Origin of the sequence: Paenibacillus protaetiae (assembly GCF_004135365.1) — a bacterium.
Classification (GTDB): domain Bacteria; phylum Bacillota; class Bacilli; order Paenibacillales; family Paenibacillaceae; genus Paenibacillus_AP; species Paenibacillus_AP protaetiae.
Genome location: NZ_CP035492.1, coordinates 1951040 through 1967775, shown reverse-complemented (window position 1 = coordinate 1967775; position 16736 = coordinate 1951040). Strand labels below are relative to the sequence as shown.

15 protein-coding genes are annotated in these 16736 nt (G+C 50.9%); 11 read left to right on the top strand and 4 right to left on the bottom strand.

Annotated features, from left to right (window positions below):
• Nucleotides 1–158: 158 nt before the first annotated feature.
• Nucleotides 159–374 carry a universal stress protein gene (locus ET464_RS20575; RefSeq protein WP_129440217.1) on the top strand — a complete coding sequence of 72 codons (216 nt, stop codon included), beginning with the start codon at nucleotides 159–161 and terminating at the stop codon, nucleotides 372–374.
• On the top strand, nucleotides 274–537 hold the full coding sequence (locus ET464_RS20855; RefSeq protein WP_129440215.1) for a universal stress protein: 264 nt from the start codon (nucleotides 274–276) through the stop codon (nucleotides 535–537). The genes ET464_RS20575 and ET464_RS20855 overlap by 101 nt, the downstream gene beginning before the upstream one ends.
• Before the next feature lie 19 nt (nucleotides 538–556).
• Here the strand turns inward: ET464_RS20855 and ET464_RS20740 are convergent, their stop codons facing one another.
• From ET464_RS20740 to ET464_RS09020, 3 genes are read right to left on the bottom strand one after another with little or no spacing between them, the layout of a single operon-like run.
• Entirely contained in the window at nucleotides 557–2320 is a 1764-nt protein-coding gene (locus ET464_RS20740) for a DUF4982 domain-containing protein (protein WP_341869778.1), read from the bottom strand.
• The gene (locus ET464_RS20735) at nucleotides 2275–4041 is read right to left on the bottom strand and encodes a glycoside hydrolase family 2 TIM barrel-domain containing protein (RefSeq protein WP_341869771.1); all 1767 of its coding nucleotides are present in this window, start codon (nucleotides 4039–4041) and stop codon (nucleotides 2275–2277) included. The genes ET464_RS20740 and ET464_RS20735 overlap by 46 nt, the downstream gene beginning before the upstream one ends.
• A gap of 35 nt (nucleotides 4042–4076) precedes the next feature.
• Nucleotides 4077–4955: an AraC family transcriptional regulator gene (locus ET464_RS09020; RefSeq protein WP_129440213.1), complete on the bottom strand. Its 879-nt coding sequence runs from the start codon at nucleotides 4953–4955 to the stop codon at nucleotides 4077–4079.
• 416 nt (nucleotides 4956–5371) lie between these two features.
• Between ET464_RS09020 and ET464_RS09015 the strand changes: the two genes are divergently transcribed.
• From ET464_RS09015 to nadE, 9 genes are all read left to right on the top strand, one after another.
• Nucleotides 5372–6301, top strand: a complete 930-nt coding sequence (locus ET464_RS09015; protein WP_129440211.1) for an ABC transporter permease — start codon at nucleotides 5372–5374, stop codon at nucleotides 6299–6301.
• 15 nt (nucleotides 6302–6316) lie between these two features.
• Nucleotides 6317–7189 carry a carbohydrate ABC transporter permease gene (locus ET464_RS09010; protein ID WP_129440209.1) on the top strand — a complete coding sequence of 291 codons (873 nt, stop codon included), beginning with the start codon at nucleotides 6317–6319 and terminating at the stop codon, nucleotides 7187–7189.
• Nucleotides 7190–7289: 100 nt separating this feature from the next.
• The gene (locus ET464_RS09005) at nucleotides 7290–8975 is read left to right on the top strand and encodes an ABC transporter substrate-binding protein (RefSeq protein WP_129440207.1); all 1686 of its coding nucleotides are present in this window, start codon (nucleotides 7290–7292) and stop codon (nucleotides 8973–8975) included.
• Nucleotides 8976–9148: 173 nt separating this feature from the next.
• On the top strand, nucleotides 9149–9808 hold the full coding sequence (locus tag ET464_RS09000) for a hypothetical protein (RefSeq protein ID WP_129440205.1): 660 nt from the start codon (nucleotides 9149–9151) through the stop codon (nucleotides 9806–9808).
• 273 nt (nucleotides 9809–10081) lie between these two features.
• Nucleotides 10082–10870, top strand: a complete 789-nt coding sequence (locus tag ET464_RS08995; RefSeq protein ID WP_129440204.1) for an NUDIX domain-containing protein — start codon at nucleotides 10082–10084, stop codon at nucleotides 10868–10870.
• Between the two features lie 79 nt (nucleotides 10871–10949).
• Entirely contained in the window at nucleotides 10950–11876 is a 927-nt protein-coding gene (locus ET464_RS08990; protein ID WP_129440202.1) for a cysteine hydrolase family protein, read from the top strand.
• Nucleotides 11877–11900: 24 nt separating this feature from the next.
• Complete coding sequence (locus ET464_RS08985; RefSeq protein WP_129440200.1) at nucleotides 11901–13388, top strand: nicotinate phosphoribosyltransferase; 1488 nt, start codon at nucleotides 11901–11903, stop codon at nucleotides 13386–13388.
• Nucleotides 13388–14020, top strand: coding sequence for a nicotinate-nucleotide adenylyltransferase (gene nadD, locus ET464_RS08980; RefSeq protein ID WP_129440198.1), 633 nt, complete (start codon nucleotides 13388–13390; stop codon nucleotides 14018–14020). Before ET464_RS08985 ends, nadD begins: the two co-directional genes overlap by 1 nt.
• A gap of 16 nt (nucleotides 14021–14036) precedes the next feature.
• Nucleotides 14037–14903, top strand: a complete 867-nt coding sequence (gene nadE / locus ET464_RS08975; protein WP_129440196.1) for an NAD(+) synthase — start codon at nucleotides 14037–14039, stop codon at nucleotides 14901–14903.
• 82 nt (nucleotides 14904–14985) lie between these two features.
• Here nadE and ET464_RS08970 read toward each other — a convergent pair whose 3' ends face one another.
• A complete protein-coding gene (locus ET464_RS08970; protein WP_129440194.1) occupies nucleotides 14986–16707 on the bottom strand; it encodes an MFS transporter in 1722 nt (573 codons plus the stop codon).
• Nucleotides 16708–16736 lie beyond the last annotated feature (29 nt).

Sequence of the window (16736 nt, the reverse complement as noted above, 5' to 3'; positions counted from 1 at the left end):
ATACGGCGTTTTTTTATAACAATACTTACGTTGACGTGAACGTTAATGTGAATGTGAATGTGAATGTTAATATAGAGTATGATTTGGTTGTAATAACCAAGAAATTCAGCATATAACTTTTGGTGCAGAATATTGGTTTGCATAAAGGAAGCGAGTGGATGTACAAGCATATTCTAGTTCCCGTTGACGGATCTCAGCAATCGGAAAAAGCATTGGAGCATGCCGTCCGTTTAGCCGAAGCACTGCAGGCGGACACGCAAATTACGGTTCTCCATGTCACTCCTCCAATTGTGCTTAATGAGCCGGAAATCAATGTCGATCGGACAGATTGCCGGCGATCCGGCCAAAGTTATTTGCAAGGCGGCTCATCATAAAAGCTGTGATCTGATTGTGATGGGCAGCCGCGGCATCGGGCTTGTATCCGAAATAAAAACAAAAGGGATGCCCCTTACGCCATTTCGAATGGACTTAAAGGGCATCCTTTTTTTTATTGGTAAAAGCAATTTAATCTGTCCCGTTCGTCACATTAAGCGATGAATAACGACCTGTTCGCTTGTTATTGTTCAGCGGGGATAAACCGGAACCATTTGAAATGGAACTGGCTGCCCGGCAGGAATACGAACGTTACAGTCTGCAGCCCGGTTACGCGTTCAAGCGGGAATTCCCGTTCCGTGTAACCGCCGGAATAAGCAAACTCTACGATTTGTTTCATCTCGCCTTGTTCGCCGCTGAATTGGATATGAATCGTATTGTTGTCAATCGGCGATGCGCCGCATAAGATCAGCTTGCCGGCGCCTGCACCGCCGAAGTCCATATCGTGGAATACAAGCGACACATTGTTGCCGATCTGCTCAATCGCATCATCCGTCATAGTAAACGTATCGCCGTAGATGGAATGATTGTCAAGCGCTCGCAGCGGCTCGAACGCCCTGGCCGGCTGGCTGAACCGGAACCCTTTCAAATGGATTTTACGGCGCAGCACAAAACATAATGACGTAATGCCGGTCAACTTTCGCGGCAGCTTGTACGTTTCCTCCTGGTATACGTTCCATTGCGTCGGCTTCTGGTATGTAACTTCCGCCAGCAGCGAGGCGCCGGCTTCTCCCGGTATGCCTTCCCATATTTCAATCGGGAACTTCTCGCTGTCCAGCGAGAAAACCGGCAGCGTAATTTCATCGGACCCGTAGCTGCCAAAGTCGATTTGGTCAAAACAAATCCGGCTTTCGCCATCCCGGCCGGTCGCAACGCCCCGTTCGTTGCCGTTCGTCAGGTTGCGGCTGTTCCCGTTATGGTAGCCGGCAGATACAAAGGAATACGGATTCAGGAACGTTTGCCCCAAGCCTTGAATGCGGAAATCCATCAGGGAATACAGTTTAATATGATCCGTGCCGTTAGTTGTGCCGCACCGGATGTAAAATTCGCCGTCGCTTAAAGCGGTAATAAGCGCTTCATTCCCGCTGGCCTGCAGCGATGCAATAGGGGCATCATTGCCCGCGGCGTTCGTCAAGCGCCACTGCACATCCCGATAAGCCGCGCTGCTTGGATGAACGATAACCCGGACAGGAAGCGTGCGGTTGTCCGCATCCAGCTGATTGCCCTGCGGGCATACGATCTCCAGCTTGCGAACCGGAATCGCGTCCTGCTCCACAGGCGGCGTTCCGGCTTTCGCGAGCCGCTCCTGTTCCGGCGAATAAGCGTACAGCGCCGCTTCTTCCAAGCTGCTTCCCGCAGCAGGAGGCACTGCCGACAGCTCCAGTTCACATGCTGCCAGTTCTTTGGACTCCGCGCGAACTGTTACCGTGCCGCTCTCCAGCGTTGCCGCAATGACCGCCAGCAGTTTGCCGCTGAATAGCTTGCGGCAGCTCCCTTTGTAGGAGTCGTAGTCCGTGCTGTCGCCGTTGTCCAGCCCTACAAGGCGTCCCGGCCCCTCAACCGCAACATGGATATTGTTGTTGGCATTAGCCACGGGCAAGCCGTCCGCATCCAAAGCGTCAATCTCGATAAAAATAAGGTCCGAGCCGTCCGCCGTCATCGCGGTTTTGTCCGGCGTCAGCCGGATGGAAGCGGCATCGCCAAAGGAAGACTGCACATCCGTTGCAATCGGCGTATCCGTCTCATCGTAAGCGACTGCCTTCAGTACACCTTTGGTGTAAGGGATTTGCCAGTCCCCAATCAGCTTTTGGCCGTGTTTGTGGTCAATATGGAACACGCCTTGCGATTCCCCGTTAAAAAACAATTCGATCTTAGGCGCATTGGAACAGACGCGCACGTCGATCAGCTGGCCTTCGGAAAAATCCCAATACGGGAAAATATGGACCATCGGCCGGGCTTTATAGCTCGTCCATGCCGCTTGATAAACATAATAGGAGTCTTTCTTGAAGCCGGCGGTGTCGAGCTGGCCAAAATACGAGTTTTTCGTATGATAAGGAGTTGGCTCTCCGATATAATCAAAGCCGGTCCACAAAAACTGCCCCAGCGAATATGCCGCGTCCCGGTCCCCGATAATGCAGCTTTCGGTGCTTTTGGCCCCCAGCTGGTCGAACTGTTGCCCAGGGAGGAGCACTGCTCATCGTCGTCAGCCAAGACGGACTGCGAAAGCGGAAAATGATAGATCCCCCGGCTTTGCACTGTGGAGCAGGTTTCGCTGCCGTAAATGATCCAGTCCGGATGCTGCTGATGATGAAGTTCATAATAGTTTTCCCCGTAGTTGTAGCCCGCGAATGCAACCAGATCCGCGCATTTTTGCGCATTTTCCCACGGCATATAATTGGAGCCGATCGTAACGGATGCATTGCCCCTTGGGTCATGCTCCAGCACTTTGTCGCGCAGCATCACAGTTAATTGCTGTCCGCGCTCATCGGCATGCGTGTCATAGATTTCGTTGCCGATGCTCCACATCAGCAGGCTTGGATGATTGCGGTCTCTGCGCACCCAGCTTGCCACATCTTTTTCCCACCATTCGGGGAAGAAACGGGCGTAGTCATAAGGCGTCTTTTGGCGTTCCCACATGTCGAAAGCTTCGGATACGATCAGTACGCCCATCTCGTCCGCAAGCTCCATCAGCTCAACCGCCGGCATATTGTGAGCGGTTCGAATCGCGTTGACGCCCATTTCCTGCAGAAGTTTGATTTGCCTGCGCAACGCCGTTTTATTGACGGCAGCGCCCAGGCAGCCGAGATCATGATGCTGGCATACGCCGTTCAGCTTCATATGGCGGCCGTTTAAGTAAAAACCGGTCTGGCTGTCGAATGTAAAGGTGCGGAACCCAAATGGCTGTTCCTCCCGGTCGATGGTAGCGCCATTATGGACCAGTTCCGTTACCAGCTTATAGCAATACGGATGCTCCGTATCCCACACGAGCGGCTGATCGACGGACAGGTCGCTTTGGAACGTCACTAGCTCTCCGGCCGCTGCAGCAATCGCCGTTTCCTGCCGGGCAGCCACCGTGCCGGAAGGATCAATGGCGGTATGCCTCAGCAGGCAGGATGCTGATGAGTCGGCTGCTGGTGCAAACCGGACCTCCGTGCCGATCTGCACCAGCCAGTTGCTTTCATTTTGCTGCCGGGCGGAAATATAAATGCCGTCTGAAGCGATATGACTGTCCGGGTACGACTTCAGCCATACCGGGCGATAAATGCCTGCGCCTGAATACCAGCGAGAATTAGGCGATTCGTAGACGGCCTGCACGTATACTTCGTTTCGCCCCGTCACGATGTATGGCGTAATGTCGATCTCAAAGCTGGAATAGCCGTTTTTCCAGGTTCCGGCTTCGCAGCCGTTTACGAATACGGCAGAATTCATGTAAACGCCTTCAAAATAAAGAGTTATTCGCCCGCTGGATTCCGATTCGTTCAGCTCGAACGTTTTGCGATACCAGCCTTCGCCGTTCTCATACAGATTGCGGCTGTCGTAAATCAGCCAGTCATGGGGCAATGTGACAGGCATCCACGCTACGGCATCATTTGTTACCGCTTTCAAATCCGTTCCGATAGGCTGCTTAGCGAATGACCAGCCAGTGTTGAATTTTTTTTTCGTGCTCATCTGCATGATGCTCCTTTTCGTCGGGGTGGCTTCTCTTATCTGCTCGAAATGGGATGATTGCCGTGAAGTACCTTGTATTCAGACGGGGTGCATTTTTTATACGTTTTAAACACACGGTTAAAGGTAGGCAAGCTTCCGAAGCCGGAACGCATGGCCACTTCCATAACGGATAAATTCGGATCAATGAGCAGCTTTTCCGCGTACATAATCCGGTGCTGGATCAGGTAGTTGTAATAGGAAACGCCCATAAACTGCTTGAACATGCGGGTGAAATGGTATTTGCTGAAGCCGGTAAGCGCTGCCAAATCTTCTACTCGAATATCTTCGGTGCAATGCTCGTTCATATAATTGCAAACCTGAAGAAACTTATCGATATATTTGTGCTGCTTGTTGCTTTTCATATGAGGAAAACGGCGTTCTTCATGAATAATGTTTCGTCCGATCTCAACGAAAAACTGGATCAGCTTGGCATAAGCCGAAGCTTCCCGAAGATGGCTTTGGCTAAAATATTCATTTTTAATATCGACCAGAAGCGGCTTTAGCACGTTATGCAGCGAGCTGTTTTGCTCTGCGGTAACAAGCACGCAAGGACGAAGCAAATGAAAGGTAGAATCAAAGCCGTTCATGTTGTACAAGATGGAGCAGTCGAATTGCAATATAATCCGCTCGCCGGATTCCGGCGCAAATATTTGATGAAGCTCGCCCGGCGGAAGCACTAAAATATCGCCCGGATATAGGACATGCTTGATGTCATTGACAATGACTGTGTAAACATTGTCGAATGGCATAATAATTTCTGCAGCCGTGTGCCAGTGAATCGGATAATGTTCTGCTTCGCGGTTCAAGTAGATCCGTATTCCGAAATGATCGCGGTAAGAGACGGTCTCTTTGGCGCCGTCAAGGATTTCAATCATCGTTCCTCGATCCTTTCTAATGAATTTGTGTGATTTATCCTAATCAGATAATGGCATCCAATAGATCGAAAATCAATAACCTGACCAAAAAAGGCAATATTTGATCAATTAAAAGCTATATTTACGAAGAACGGTACTAGGGAAGTGGATATAATCGAGTTAATGAAAGCGAATACATAAGTCGAAATAACTAATATTAAGCGCTTTCTTTAATGAAAATGTAGTTTTTTGTTATAAATGACTATTAATTATAGTTACCAATTATGAGCAGAAAGAGATCGTAACAAGGGGGAAATTCAGGTGAAACGAGAGAGATTAGGATCGCATCTTCCCGGGACGTAATACGCTTGGCGAAGAGGGTGGTCTGAACAACAGACAATAGAAGAGGCAATTAAGAAGAAGGAGAGTGGGATGCCATGGAAGTCCGCAAGAAAACAATCGACACGACCCCGCTTTGGAGACATGTAAGAAAAGAATGGAAGTTATATTCCTTTCTTATCATTCCGGTCGTTTACTTCCTTATTTTCAAATACGCTCCGATGGTCGGAAACATCATTGCTTTTCGGAAATATAGAGGAGGACCCGATTTTCTAGGAACGGAATGGGTAGGGTTTAAGTACTTCAAGATGTTTATGGACGATCCAACGTTCTGGAGAGCGTTCAGAAACAACTTGGTATTAAGTATTACCTACTTATTGTTCAGGTTCCCTCTCACACTTATATTTGCTTTACTGCTGAATGAAATCCGGACGATCAGAATGAAAAAATTCGTACAAACCGTTTCATACCTGCCGCATTTTATTTCGATGGTTATCGTAGCCGGCATGGTGAAAGAAATTTTGTCCCAAACCGGGCCTGTTAACGCGCTGCTGGCACATTTCGGATTTGACAAAATCCAATTCATATCGCTGCCTCACTGGTTCCCGGCCATTTATGTTTCCTCTGGCTTATGGCAAGGGTTAGGGTGGGGGACGATCCTGTACCTGGCGGCTATGACGAGCATTAATACCGAGCTGTACGAAGCTGCAAGAATTGACGGCGCCAGCCGGTTTAGACTCGCTTGGCACGTGACGATTCCGGGCATTCTGCCAACTATTATGACGCTTCTTGTATTGGACATCGGCGGCATCATGGGCTCCAACTTCGAGAAAATCTTGCTCTTGTACAACCCGCTTACGTATGAAACGGCGGATGTTATCTCGACTTATGTTTACCGGATGGGTATTACCGGGGGCAACTTCAGCTATGCGACCGCTGTCGGCTTGTTTGAAGGCATTATCGGCCTCATTCTGGTGACTACAGCTAACGCTATTTCGAAAAAAACGACCAAAACTAGCTTGTGGTAGAGAGGGGCAGTTCACATGAAAGCATCCTCATCTTATCGGGTGTTTCAAGTATTCAACACAATTATTATGACGATTGTTGTATTCGTTACCCTGTATCCGTTCCTGTATTTGCTGGCGCAGTCGTTCAGCTCGGAAGCGGCGGTATACGCAGGTAAAATATCGTTTTATCCGATTGATTTCACATCCGAAACGTATAAAACCATCTTGGGCAAACCGGACTTCTTCCGCTATTATGGCAACACAATTATGTATGCGGTGCTTGGAACGCTGATAGCAGTCGGAGCGACGGCCGTGATGGCTTACCCGCTGTCGAAAGAAAAACTTCGCCTGAACAAGTTTTTTGTACCGTTTGTGCTTTTTACGATGTACTTTGGCGGCGGGCTGATCCCGAACTACATTCTGATCGCCAAGTCTTTAAGCATGAAGGACACGATGTGGGCACTCCTTATTCCGGGTGCAATCAGCGCGTTTAACGTCATCCTGATGAAGACCTTCTTTGCTAGCTTGCCGAACGAAGTGGAGGAGGCCGCCAAGGTCGACGGCCTGGACGTATTCGGGATATTCACCCGGATTACGCTTCCGCTTTCCAAACCTATCCTGGCGACGATGATTCTGTTTGTTATCGTAGGCATCTGGAACGACTGGTTCTCTGCTTCGCTGTACTTGCAAACGAAGGAAAAATGGCCTGTAGCCTTGTTCCTTCGGCAAGTTATCGACAGCGCGATCAGTACGACGGAGATTGGCGCCAACTCGGAAAATACGAACCAGATTGCAGCTACCGTCAAGTCGACAGCGATGGTATTAACTTCATTGCCTATTATTTGTATCTATCCGTTTGTACAAAAGTATTTTGTGCAAGGCATGATGATTGGTTCTGTCAAAGGCTGATCGCCACACTGTTGGTATAACCAGGGCTGCCGCGGCGCCTTAACGATCCGCTGCCGCGGCGGAGCTGTTATATAGGTATACAAAATAAGGGAGGTCCAGTATGAAAAAACTTAGTAAAACAATGGGTGTTACAATGTCGGCTTTATTGGTAGCGGTATCATTATCTGCTTGTTCCAGCAACAACAATAACGGCAACGGGGGCTCGTCCAGCGACGCTTCGTCCGCTCCGTCTAACGGTGCAACTGCATCGGCGGAACCGCAGCTGGATTACACGTTCGGAGAAAACCAAACATTCCATTCGAACGAACCGGTTAAATATTCGATGACGTTCAGCGACAACGAAGGTTACCCGTATAAAAAGGACTGGAGAATCTGGAGCGCCATCCAGGAGAAAACAAACGTGTCCTTTGACCTGTCGGTTATCGCGAGAGCGGATTACGACAACCAAAAAGCGCTCATTATTAACAGCGGCGACGCCCCGTATATTATCCCTAAAACCTATGACGAAACACCGTTTATCGCAGGCGGTCAAATCGTGCCGATCAGCGATTGGGTACAATATATGCCTAACTACCAAAAAGCAGTCAAAGACTGGGGCATGGAAGCTGACCTGAAAGCGAAACTGCAAGCCGACGGCAAATATTATGTATTGCCTGGCATGTGGGAAGTAGCAGGCGGCGGCTATTCATACATCATCCGCAAAGACGTATTCGAAGCGGCTGGCGTCGACCTTTCCAAAGCCGACAACTGGACATATGAAGATTTCTATCAAGCGATGAAGCAAGTAAAAGACTATACGAAAAAACCTTACGTATTCTCGGATGAATTCAAAGGCGAATCGACGCTGAATATCGCTGCCGTTGAATATGGCGTAACAGCCGGCTGGGGCGTAGCGAACGGCATGAGATTCAACCAAGATACGCAGCAATTTGAATTTGCGGACAATACGCAAGATTTTAAAGATTATGTCACGTACTTCAACAAACTGATTTCCGAAGGCATCATGGATCCGGAATCGTTCACGCAAGACGATGATACAGCTCGTGCGAAGTTCTTTAAAGGCGACTCCTATGTCATCAACGCCAACTACCAATTGCTGGCCGATTACAAAACGAAAATGCAGGATCCAAAAGCTGATCTGTACATGATCGTTCAGCCTGGCGGCCCTAAAGGCATGCTGCAAGTAGAAACATCCCGTCTGGAAAATGGGATTATGATCAGCCAAAACGCGCTGAAAGATTTGGGCAAAGACAACTTTATTAAAATGCTCCGTTTCGTTGACTGGCTCTGGTACTCCAATGAAGGACAAACGCTCAGCCTGTGGGGCGTAGAAGGCGAAACGTACACGAAAGATGCAGACGGTACTTTGAAACTGAATCCGGACATTTCGTATAACGGCATGAATGACAGCACAGCAACGAAAAAATTGAACGTAGACTTTGGTTTTGGCGGCGGCGTATTTGCATACGGCGGTTCCAAAGATTTGAAACTGTCGAAAATGACCGACGGCGAAAAAGAGTTCAACAACCGTATTCTGACGGAACGCGAACCGCGTAAACTTGCTCCTCCGATTATGGGCACACCTGACGAAAGCGAGCAAATGAACCTGATTCAAACGCCGCTCATTGACTATGTAAAAACAATGACGCTGAAGTTCATCACAGGACAAGAAAAATTGTCCAACTGGGATTCTTATGTATCCCAAGTGGAGGCAAACGGCAGCAAACGTTATACCGATATGGCTAACGATATTTACAATAAAACAAAAGACTTGCTGAACAAATAATTGTTCCCATTCAAAGCCCCGGAGAGCATCGTGATGCGCCGGGGCTTCTGCTTTTCATAAGAGAAGGCCAACAGATCATTGCTCCAATATTTGACAAGATGCCCTAAACGTTGTTAGCCATGCTAGACTGTTCAAACTCCGAATTGATATAATACGAGTGGGTGAAGCTGACGATGAATAATAAAACGACAAATGAAGAAACGAATGTCAACGCGGCTAATGAAGCAGCCGAATCAAATGAAGGTCCAAAAGCGCTCACCGAAGAGCAGCTGGCTGAGCTGATTAAAGCAGTGTACCACAATGGATACACTGCGCTGAAGACACAGTTTGAAACGGTAAAAGGGCAAGTGCTGCAGCATGAGGTTTACGGTCCTGTATTTATTTTTCAAGTAAATGATGAAGCAGATGACGCTTATGTATGCGGTTTCTTTTTGCGGGAGCTTATTAATGCGTTCCAAAACCGCAAAGATCCGGCCATGTGGATCGCTTCGTTCTACGTTGAGCTGATGAATACGAAAGGCGGCAAACCGCTGCCGACGCCTCCAGCCAATGAAGAAGAAACGAAAGCTGTGATCGACAAAATGGTTATACCGCACTGCTTAAACACCGTCCGCGACGAATTTGCAGGCGAAAAGGTGCATGCAGGCCTCGATTGGAACGAACAGCTTGGACCTGTATTCGAAGCAGGGTTTCCGGCTATTCAAGGAGACAGCAACAATGTTTGCGCGGTGCCGCTGCATCTGCTGCTTACGCATTATATGCTGAACCGCGATCCTTCCGAGCTGATTTTGCAAGGGCTTTACCGCATTCGGGAAGAAAACGGCATGGAGTAACTCTAGTTATACAAAAGCGAAGTGACAGCGGCGCCGGCCGGCAGAAACGTTACCTTTCAGGTGCGTATTGCCGGCCGGCGTTTTTTTGTGATGGCGTGAGGCCGGCTGCCAGCCGCGGAGAGAACCGCGATGCCGGTTTTCATAGAAGAAGGTATGCTGCCCGGTCAACTAACTTTTTTGTGCAGAAGGGTTTCCTTCCTTCCTCTCCTGTGATAATATGGCTCTATAAATAATAAAACATGAAATATAATATATAACGAGGTGAACCTAACGGTGCGTTATGAATCCGAAGAAGAAGCGCTGAAACATTACGATCCGAAGCAATACCGGACGCCCGACGGTTATACCAGTGATATTGCGGTTTTTACTATTATTAGCGACTATGTGGCGCCGAATAAGCCGCCGCTTCGGACGCTGAAGCTGATGCTCATTCGCAGAGCCCGCTTCGATAAGGACGGCAACGCCAACATTCAAGGCGGCAAATGGGCGCTGCCGGGAGGTTTTATCGGCCCTGAGGAAATGGCCTATGATGCGGCAAGCCGCGAATTGTCCGAGGAAACCGGGGTTGAAGGTATTCATATCCGTCATTATGGCGTATACGATCGGCCCGGCCGGGACAGAAGAGGCTGGATTATATCCAATGCCCACTATGCGATTGTGCCGGAGAATTATTTGGAGAAACGCAAAGCTGCGGACGATGCCGAAGAAGTCGCGCTGTTTACAATGGAAGAGGTAGAGCGCCTCGACCTTGCATTCGATCACCGGGAACTGATACAGGATGCGTATGATACGATCAAAAAACATATGCTGCTGACCACCGTTGCCCGCAATTTTTTGCCGCCGGAATTTACGTTAAGCGAGCTGCAGAGCGTTCTGCTCACTGTAACCGACAGCCCGAAGGTGGCGAAATATTCCACTTTCCGCAACCGTGCGGAACGGCTGCCGTTTATTGAAGTCGTCAAAGAGGGCGGAGAACCCAAAACCACATCACGAAATTCCAAACGCCCGTCGATTCTGTACCGGTTCAAGGAAGGCGAACCGCTGGAGTCGATTTATTTTTAAAGGTATTGTCACAATACCTGTTCTTTTTCCTTATAATATTTCATAAAACGTGAAATAAGAAATAAAGGAGCGAATGAGGATGGCTCACAAGGGTCAATGTTTAGTGCCTTTTGAAAGCTTGTTTAACCGGAATGAAATTGGCGGTAAAAGCACAACAGATCTGAACAGCATATTGGCGCTTGCTTCGAAGGAACAGCTGCCGGCAGCCGGCACGGACCAGGATCGGACGCTGCTGCTGCTTGTCGATCAGCAGAACAGCTTTATGGAGGGCGGCGAGCTGGGCGTTCCCGGTTCGCTGGAAGATACAGCCCGGCTGGGCGGATTTCTGTACCGGAATTTGCACCGTATTACGCAAATCGCGATGACCCAAGATGTGCACACGCCGCTTCAAATCTTTCATCCTTGCTGGTGGCGCAGCCCGGAAGGACAGCATCCGGCACCGGTAGAAACAGTCATTACGCTTGAAGCGGTGGAGCGCGGCGAATGGATTGCACAGTTTCATCCGGAAGAAAGCTTGGCTTACGTCCGCCAGCTCCGGCTTGGCGGGAAGCGGGAGCTTCGCATTTGGCCGTACCATTGTTTGGAAGGCACATTTGGCGCGCAGTTTGAAAGCCAGCTGATGAACTTGGTTTATTACCATAGTGCAGCCCGGCAAATAAAGCCGGTTATTTTGGGAAAAGGCGATGATCCGCTTAGTGAAATGTACGGCGCGTTCCTTCGGGAGGACGGCTTGACCAGCGAAGCCAACCGGGCGTTTCTGGACAGCTTGACATCGTACAGCCGTATATATGTAGCCGGTCAAGCGCTGTCGCATTGCGTGCTGGACACACTGACCCAGCTGCTGGAATACCATGCGGGCAACAAGGCGTTTACGGGCAGCGTACATTTGCTGACGGACTGCTCCAGCCCGATTCCGGGCACGGAGGATGTGACGAAAGCGGCCATCGAGCAGCTGGTTCAGCGTTATGGCATTCAAGTGGTACAGGGCGAACAGCTTACGATATAACAAACGGTTGGAGGCGTTCCCGGAATGATTAATGGACAAACGCATTACGAAGACGACAGCCTGGCGCTGCATACCGACTTGTATCAGATCAATATGGCGGAGACGTATTGGGCGGAAGGCATCAGCGAACGAAAAGCGGTGTTTGAGCTGTTTTTCCGCAAGCTGCCGTTTGAGGGCGGGTATGCGATTTTTGCCGGGCTGCAGCGGATGATTGAATATATAGAACAGTTCCATTTCTCCGAATCGGATTTGGCTTATTTGCGGGATGAGCTTGGTTATGGCGACGATTATTTGGCTTATTTGCGTACACTGCGTTTTAACGGAACGATCAAGTCGATGCGCGAAGGCGAACTTGTATTTGCGAACGAGCCGATCGTTCGTGTGGAAGCTGCGCTGGCGGAGGCGCAATTGATTGAAACGGCGCTGCTTAACATCGTCAATTACCAGACGCTCATCGCAACGAAAGCTGCCCGCATTCGCAGCGCCGTAGGGGATGCTCCGCTGCTGGAGTTCGGATCGCGCCGCGCCCATGAGATGGACGCCGCCCTGTGGGGAGCGCGTGCCGCCATTATCGGGGGCTGCGATGCAACCTCGAACGTGCGCTGCGGCAAACGGTTTGGGGCGAAGGTGTCGGGCACACACGCCCATGCGATGGTGCAGGCGATGCAGGACGAATACGAAGCGTTCCGCAGCTATGCCGGGCGGCAAAAAAAGATGAGGCGGCCATGCGTGTTTCTGATCGACACATACGATACGTTAAAATCCGGCATTGTAAATGCGATACGGGTAGTACAGGAGCTGGAAATCGGCAATTTGTTCGAAGGGGTGCGGCTCGATTCGGGAGATATGGCCTATTTGTCGAAGGAAGTCCGGAAGCTGCTGGACAACGCCGGTTTTCCGCAGACGAAAATTTACGCTTCAAACGACTTGGACGAATATACGGTTATGAGCTTGAAGGCGCAAGGAGCGGCCATCGACGCCTGGGGAATCGGCACAAAGCTGATTACAGCGTACGATCAGCCGGCTTTGGGTGCAGTCTATAAGCTTGTGGCTATTGAAGACGAGAACGGGAATATGGCGGATACGATCAAAATATCCGGCAATCCCGAAAAAGTAACGACGCCGGGCATGAAGAAGCTTTATCGCATTATCAATCAGGTAAACCGCCGTTCCGAAGGCGACTATATCGCTCTGGAGGATGAGAATCCTGCAGGCGAGAAGCGTTTGAAGATGTTCCACCCGGTCTACACTTATATCAGCAAGTTTGTCACCAACTTCGAAGCGAGGGAGCTTCATGCCGATATATTTGCCGGCGGCAAGCTGGTCTACGATATGCCGCAGCTTTCCAGCATTCAAGCGTATGCGAAGCAAAATTTGGAGCTGCTGTGGGACGAATATAAACGGAACCAGAATCCGGAGCAGTATCCGGTGGACTTAAGCCAGAACTGCTGGGATAACAAAATGAACATGATCCAGCGCATAAAGCAAAAGGTCGAAGGGAGTGCGGAATAATGGGAACAAACGGGGGACCGCGCAAAATCGGCATTTACGGCTCATCCTTTGATCCGATCACGAACGTGCATTTATGGACGGCTTCGACCGTAGCGCACCGCAAGCATTTGGATTTTGTTATTTTTCTTCCGTCTTCCCATATGCGGCATGATAAGAAGCCCAACATTTCCGATGAGCACCGCATTGCAATGATCCGCCTTGCGATTCAGGACAATCCCAAATTTGTGCTGGACACGTATGAGCTGACCGCCCTTGCCGGCATGCATTATACGTATTATTCGATGCGGCATTTTCACGAGCAATACCCGGATGATGAGCTGTATTTTATTATGGGCGCGGATTTGCTGGCCGATATCGCCGACGGCAAATGGTCGCATGATGAAGAGTTGATTGCCGGAAACAAATTTATTGTAATGGCCCGCAGCGGTATTGATATGACGGAAGCGATAGCCCGTTCGCCGCTGCTGCGCAACCATGATGACGGCAGGTTTCAGCTGATGAGCAAAGGGCTTGCCATGGATATCAGCTCGACTTATATCCGCGATGAATTCGGCAGAGGCGGGGAACCGCGGTATTTGCTGCCGGATGCTTGTTACGACTATATTAAGCAGCATCGGTTATATCAACCTTAAAAGGAGTGTGGCTGTGATGGCATTGCAGCAGGACATTATTGCGAAACTGGGCGTGAAGCCGCAAATTGATGCGAAAGAGGAAATTCGCTTAAGCGTTGATTTTATGAAATCGTATATGCGTTTTGCGCGGAAAACGGCGCTGGTGCTGGGCATCTCGGGCGGGCAGGATTCTACGCTGGCCGGCAAGCTGTGCCAGATCGCGGTTAACGAGTTAAATGAAGAGGACGCCGGGAACGGCGGCAGCAGTGAGTCCGGCCAGAACGGCCAATACCGGTTTATTGCGGTCCGCCTGCCGTACGGCGAGCAGAAGGATGAGCAGGACGCACAGGATGCGATCGCTTTTATCGGGGCGAAGCATGTATATACGTTCAACATTAAAGCCGCGGTTGACGCCGGCGCAGCGGAATATGAAGCCAGCACCGGACTTAAGCTGAGCGACTTTACGAAAGGCAACCGCAAAGCGCGGGAGCGTATGATTGCACAGTTTGAAATCGCGGGCGAGCAGAACGGGTTAGTCGTCGGCACGGACCATGCAGCGGAAGCGATCACCGGCTTTTATACGAAGTTTGGCGACGGTGCTGCGGATTTAACGCCGCTTTACCGGCTGAACAAACGCCAGGGCAGGCAGCTGCTGAAGGAGCTGGGCTGCCCGGAGCATCTGTATTTGAAGGTGCCGACCGCCGATCTGGAGGAAAATAAACCGCAGCTCTCCGATGAAGTTGCTCTTGGCGTAACGTACGATGACATAGACGATTATTTGGAAGGCAAAACAATTGCGGATGATGACCGCGCCAAAATCGAAAATTGGTATACCCGCACGATTCATAAACGGGAGCAGCCGGTTACTGTGTTTGACGATTGGTGGAAAAAGGTAGACCGGTAGCAGCGGTGAACAAGCGCCTATTCTGCTATGGACAATCTAGCAGCGGGGGAGCCTGCGGCGCTTAGGATCGCATAGCAGCAGCTCAGCTGCGGTCAGCCTGTTCCGTCCGTGTTCCCCGCACTCGCCCGTACAGCCAGGCCGAAACGGATTGAATGGCGGCTGCCATATAAAAAGGCAGCACGTATTCGCCTTCCTCGATCAGGCTGCCAAATGCGCCCGGCCATAACACAACGCCAAACCGGACAAGGAAGGACGTAAATTTAGCCCATCCGGATTGTTTATGCCGCGCGCGGTTGTCGAACATAACGGCGTTGCGCGTGCCGCGCGAACCCAGATTAAACATGCTGCATAAAGCAAACAAAACGGCAGCTTCCCAAAAATTCGGTACCCAAGGCAGTGCAAGCGTGCAGACAACGCCGGCCAGCTGAAAATAAACAACCGCCTTCACCGGCCCAAAGGTACGGGCGGCATGTTCGCCTGCCAGCGACAATGCGCCGGCCAGCAAGTAAGAAGCAGCCAGTACGATGCCGGCCATGCCGGCCGATGCGCCGAACTTGGCAGCGAGCCAATAGGAGCTCATCGTGCCGGATAACGTAACAGCAACCGTGTTTACGATCTGAACGATGGAAGTGAGCTCCTCTTTAGGGCCGCCGGATACACGTACGACAGCGGCAACCATTAGCAGCACGAACGTGATCACCGGCGCAATTGCTCCGGGAACGTGCTGCCGACATAACGGCAGCGCAGCAGCTGATACTGCTGCCGCAGCCGCCAGTCCGGCGGCGATGAGTGTGCGTTTTGTTCTTAAGCGCGCCGAAGGCAAGGAGGCTTCCGGCGGGTGCTGTGCGAGCAGAGCGGTAGTTCTGTCAACAGCTGCTGTTGGTTTAGCTGGTTGCTCGCTGGCCTCCGCTGCAGCAGTTGCTTGCCGATCTGTAGACTTGATTACTTCGGTTACAGCAGCCGCTTGCCGGTTTGCAGTCTTGTTTGCTTCGCTTGCCTCCGTCGCATGCCAAGCTCGCCGGGTGTTTACTGTCGTCTGCTGGGCGTGCAGCGTGGCTGCAGGATGCGGTAATGCCGCCTTTTGCGGATCCAACATTTCAACTGTATGATTTGGCTCGTGAATTTCGGCGGCGGATAAACCGGAGCTTTGCGGCTTATCCGCCGCTTTTTGCGGCTTATTCTGCCGCGCTCCGCCTTCGACGGTGAGCAGGACGGCCGCACCAGTCAGCGCACACGCGGCCAGCAGACCGTATACCACCCGGTAGGCGGCAGCTCCGGGAAGCCAGGCTTGCAGCCACGGCGTCAGGCTGGCGAGCAGCGACCCGATTCCCATTCCGCCATATGTCAACATGGCGTTTTTGCCAAAAATGCCGCCGCTTCCGCTTCTGCTGCCAAACGCGCCAAGCCAGCGGCGTTCAATCGGCCCGGCTGGTCCGCTTGAGCCGGTATGTCCCATACCAAACCCCGCCGCAATGATGGCGGCGCACAGCAAAGAGCTGCTGCGCGTACAGGCGGCCGTTATGCCGGCTGCAGCAGTAACAGCTTCAGCAAGCAGCAGCAACTTTCGTGGTCCAAGCAGCGAATTCCATGTCCCCGCGAATGTGGTCATTATCGTTCGAAATAACCCGGCGGCAATGAGCAGACCGCCGATCGCTCCGCCGCTCCAGCCCAGCTCTTTTAAATATAGACTCGTTACCACGACAGCTATGCCCTGGCATATGCTCCGCATAAAAGCTGCTGTTTGCAGCTTGCGCAGCGTGGGATGGTGGCTAAGCCATTTGTGCCATCGTAATTTCGTATACATGTTGATCCCCCGACTTCCAGCAGCATTCC

Excerpts from the sequence above, each read along its gene's own strand:
- ET464_RS20575 (WP_129440217.1), top strand. The coding sequence starts at position 159 with ATGTACAAGCATATTCTAGTTCCCGTTGACGGATCTCAGCAATCGGAA.
- ET464_RS20855 (WP_129440215.1), top strand. The coding sequence starts at position 274 with ATGTCACTCCTCCAATTGTGCTTAATGAGCCGGAAATCAATGTCGATC.
- ET464_RS20740 (WP_341869778.1), bottom strand. The coding sequence starts at position 2,320 with ATGGTCCATATTTTCCCGTATTGGGATTTTTCCGAAGGCCAGCTGATC.
- ET464_RS20735 (WP_341869771.1), bottom strand. The coding sequence starts at position 4,041 with ATGAGCACGAAAAAAAAATTCAACACTGGCTGGTCATTCGCTAAGCAG.
- ET464_RS09020 (WP_129440213.1), bottom strand. The coding sequence starts at position 4,955 with ATGATTGAAATCCTTGACGGCGCCAAAGAGACCGTCTCTTACCGCGAT.
- ET464_RS09015 (WP_129440211.1), top strand. The coding sequence starts at position 5,372 with ATGGAAGTCCGCAAGAAAACAATCGACACGACCCCGCTTTGGAGACAT.
- ET464_RS09010 (WP_129440209.1), top strand. The coding sequence starts at position 6,317 with ATGAAAGCATCCTCATCTTATCGGGTGTTTCAAGTATTCAACACAATT.
- ET464_RS09005 (WP_129440207.1), top strand. The coding sequence starts at position 7,290 with ATGAAAAAACTTAGTAAAACAATGGGTGTTACAATGTCGGCTTTATTG.
- ET464_RS09000 (WP_129440205.1), top strand. The coding sequence starts at position 9,149 with ATGAATAATAAAACGACAAATGAAGAAACGAATGTCAACGCGGCTAAT.
- ET464_RS08990 (WP_129440202.1), top strand. The coding sequence starts at position 10,950 with ATGGCTCACAAGGGTCAATGTTTAGTGCCTTTTGAAAGCTTGTTTAAC.
- ET464_RS08985 (WP_129440200.1), top strand. The coding sequence starts at position 11,901 with ATGATTAATGGACAAACGCATTACGAAGACGACAGCCTGGCGCTGCAT.
- nadD (WP_129440198.1), top strand. The coding sequence starts at position 13,388 with ATGGGAACAAACGGGGGACCGCGCAAAATCGGCATTTACGGCTCATCC.
- nadE (WP_129440196.1), top strand. The coding sequence starts at position 14,037 with ATGGCATTGCAGCAGGACATTATTGCGAAACTGGGCGTGAAGCCGCAA.
- ET464_RS08970 (WP_129440194.1), bottom strand. The coding sequence starts at position 16,707 with ATGTATACGAAATTACGATGGCACAAATGGCTTAGCCACCATCCCACG.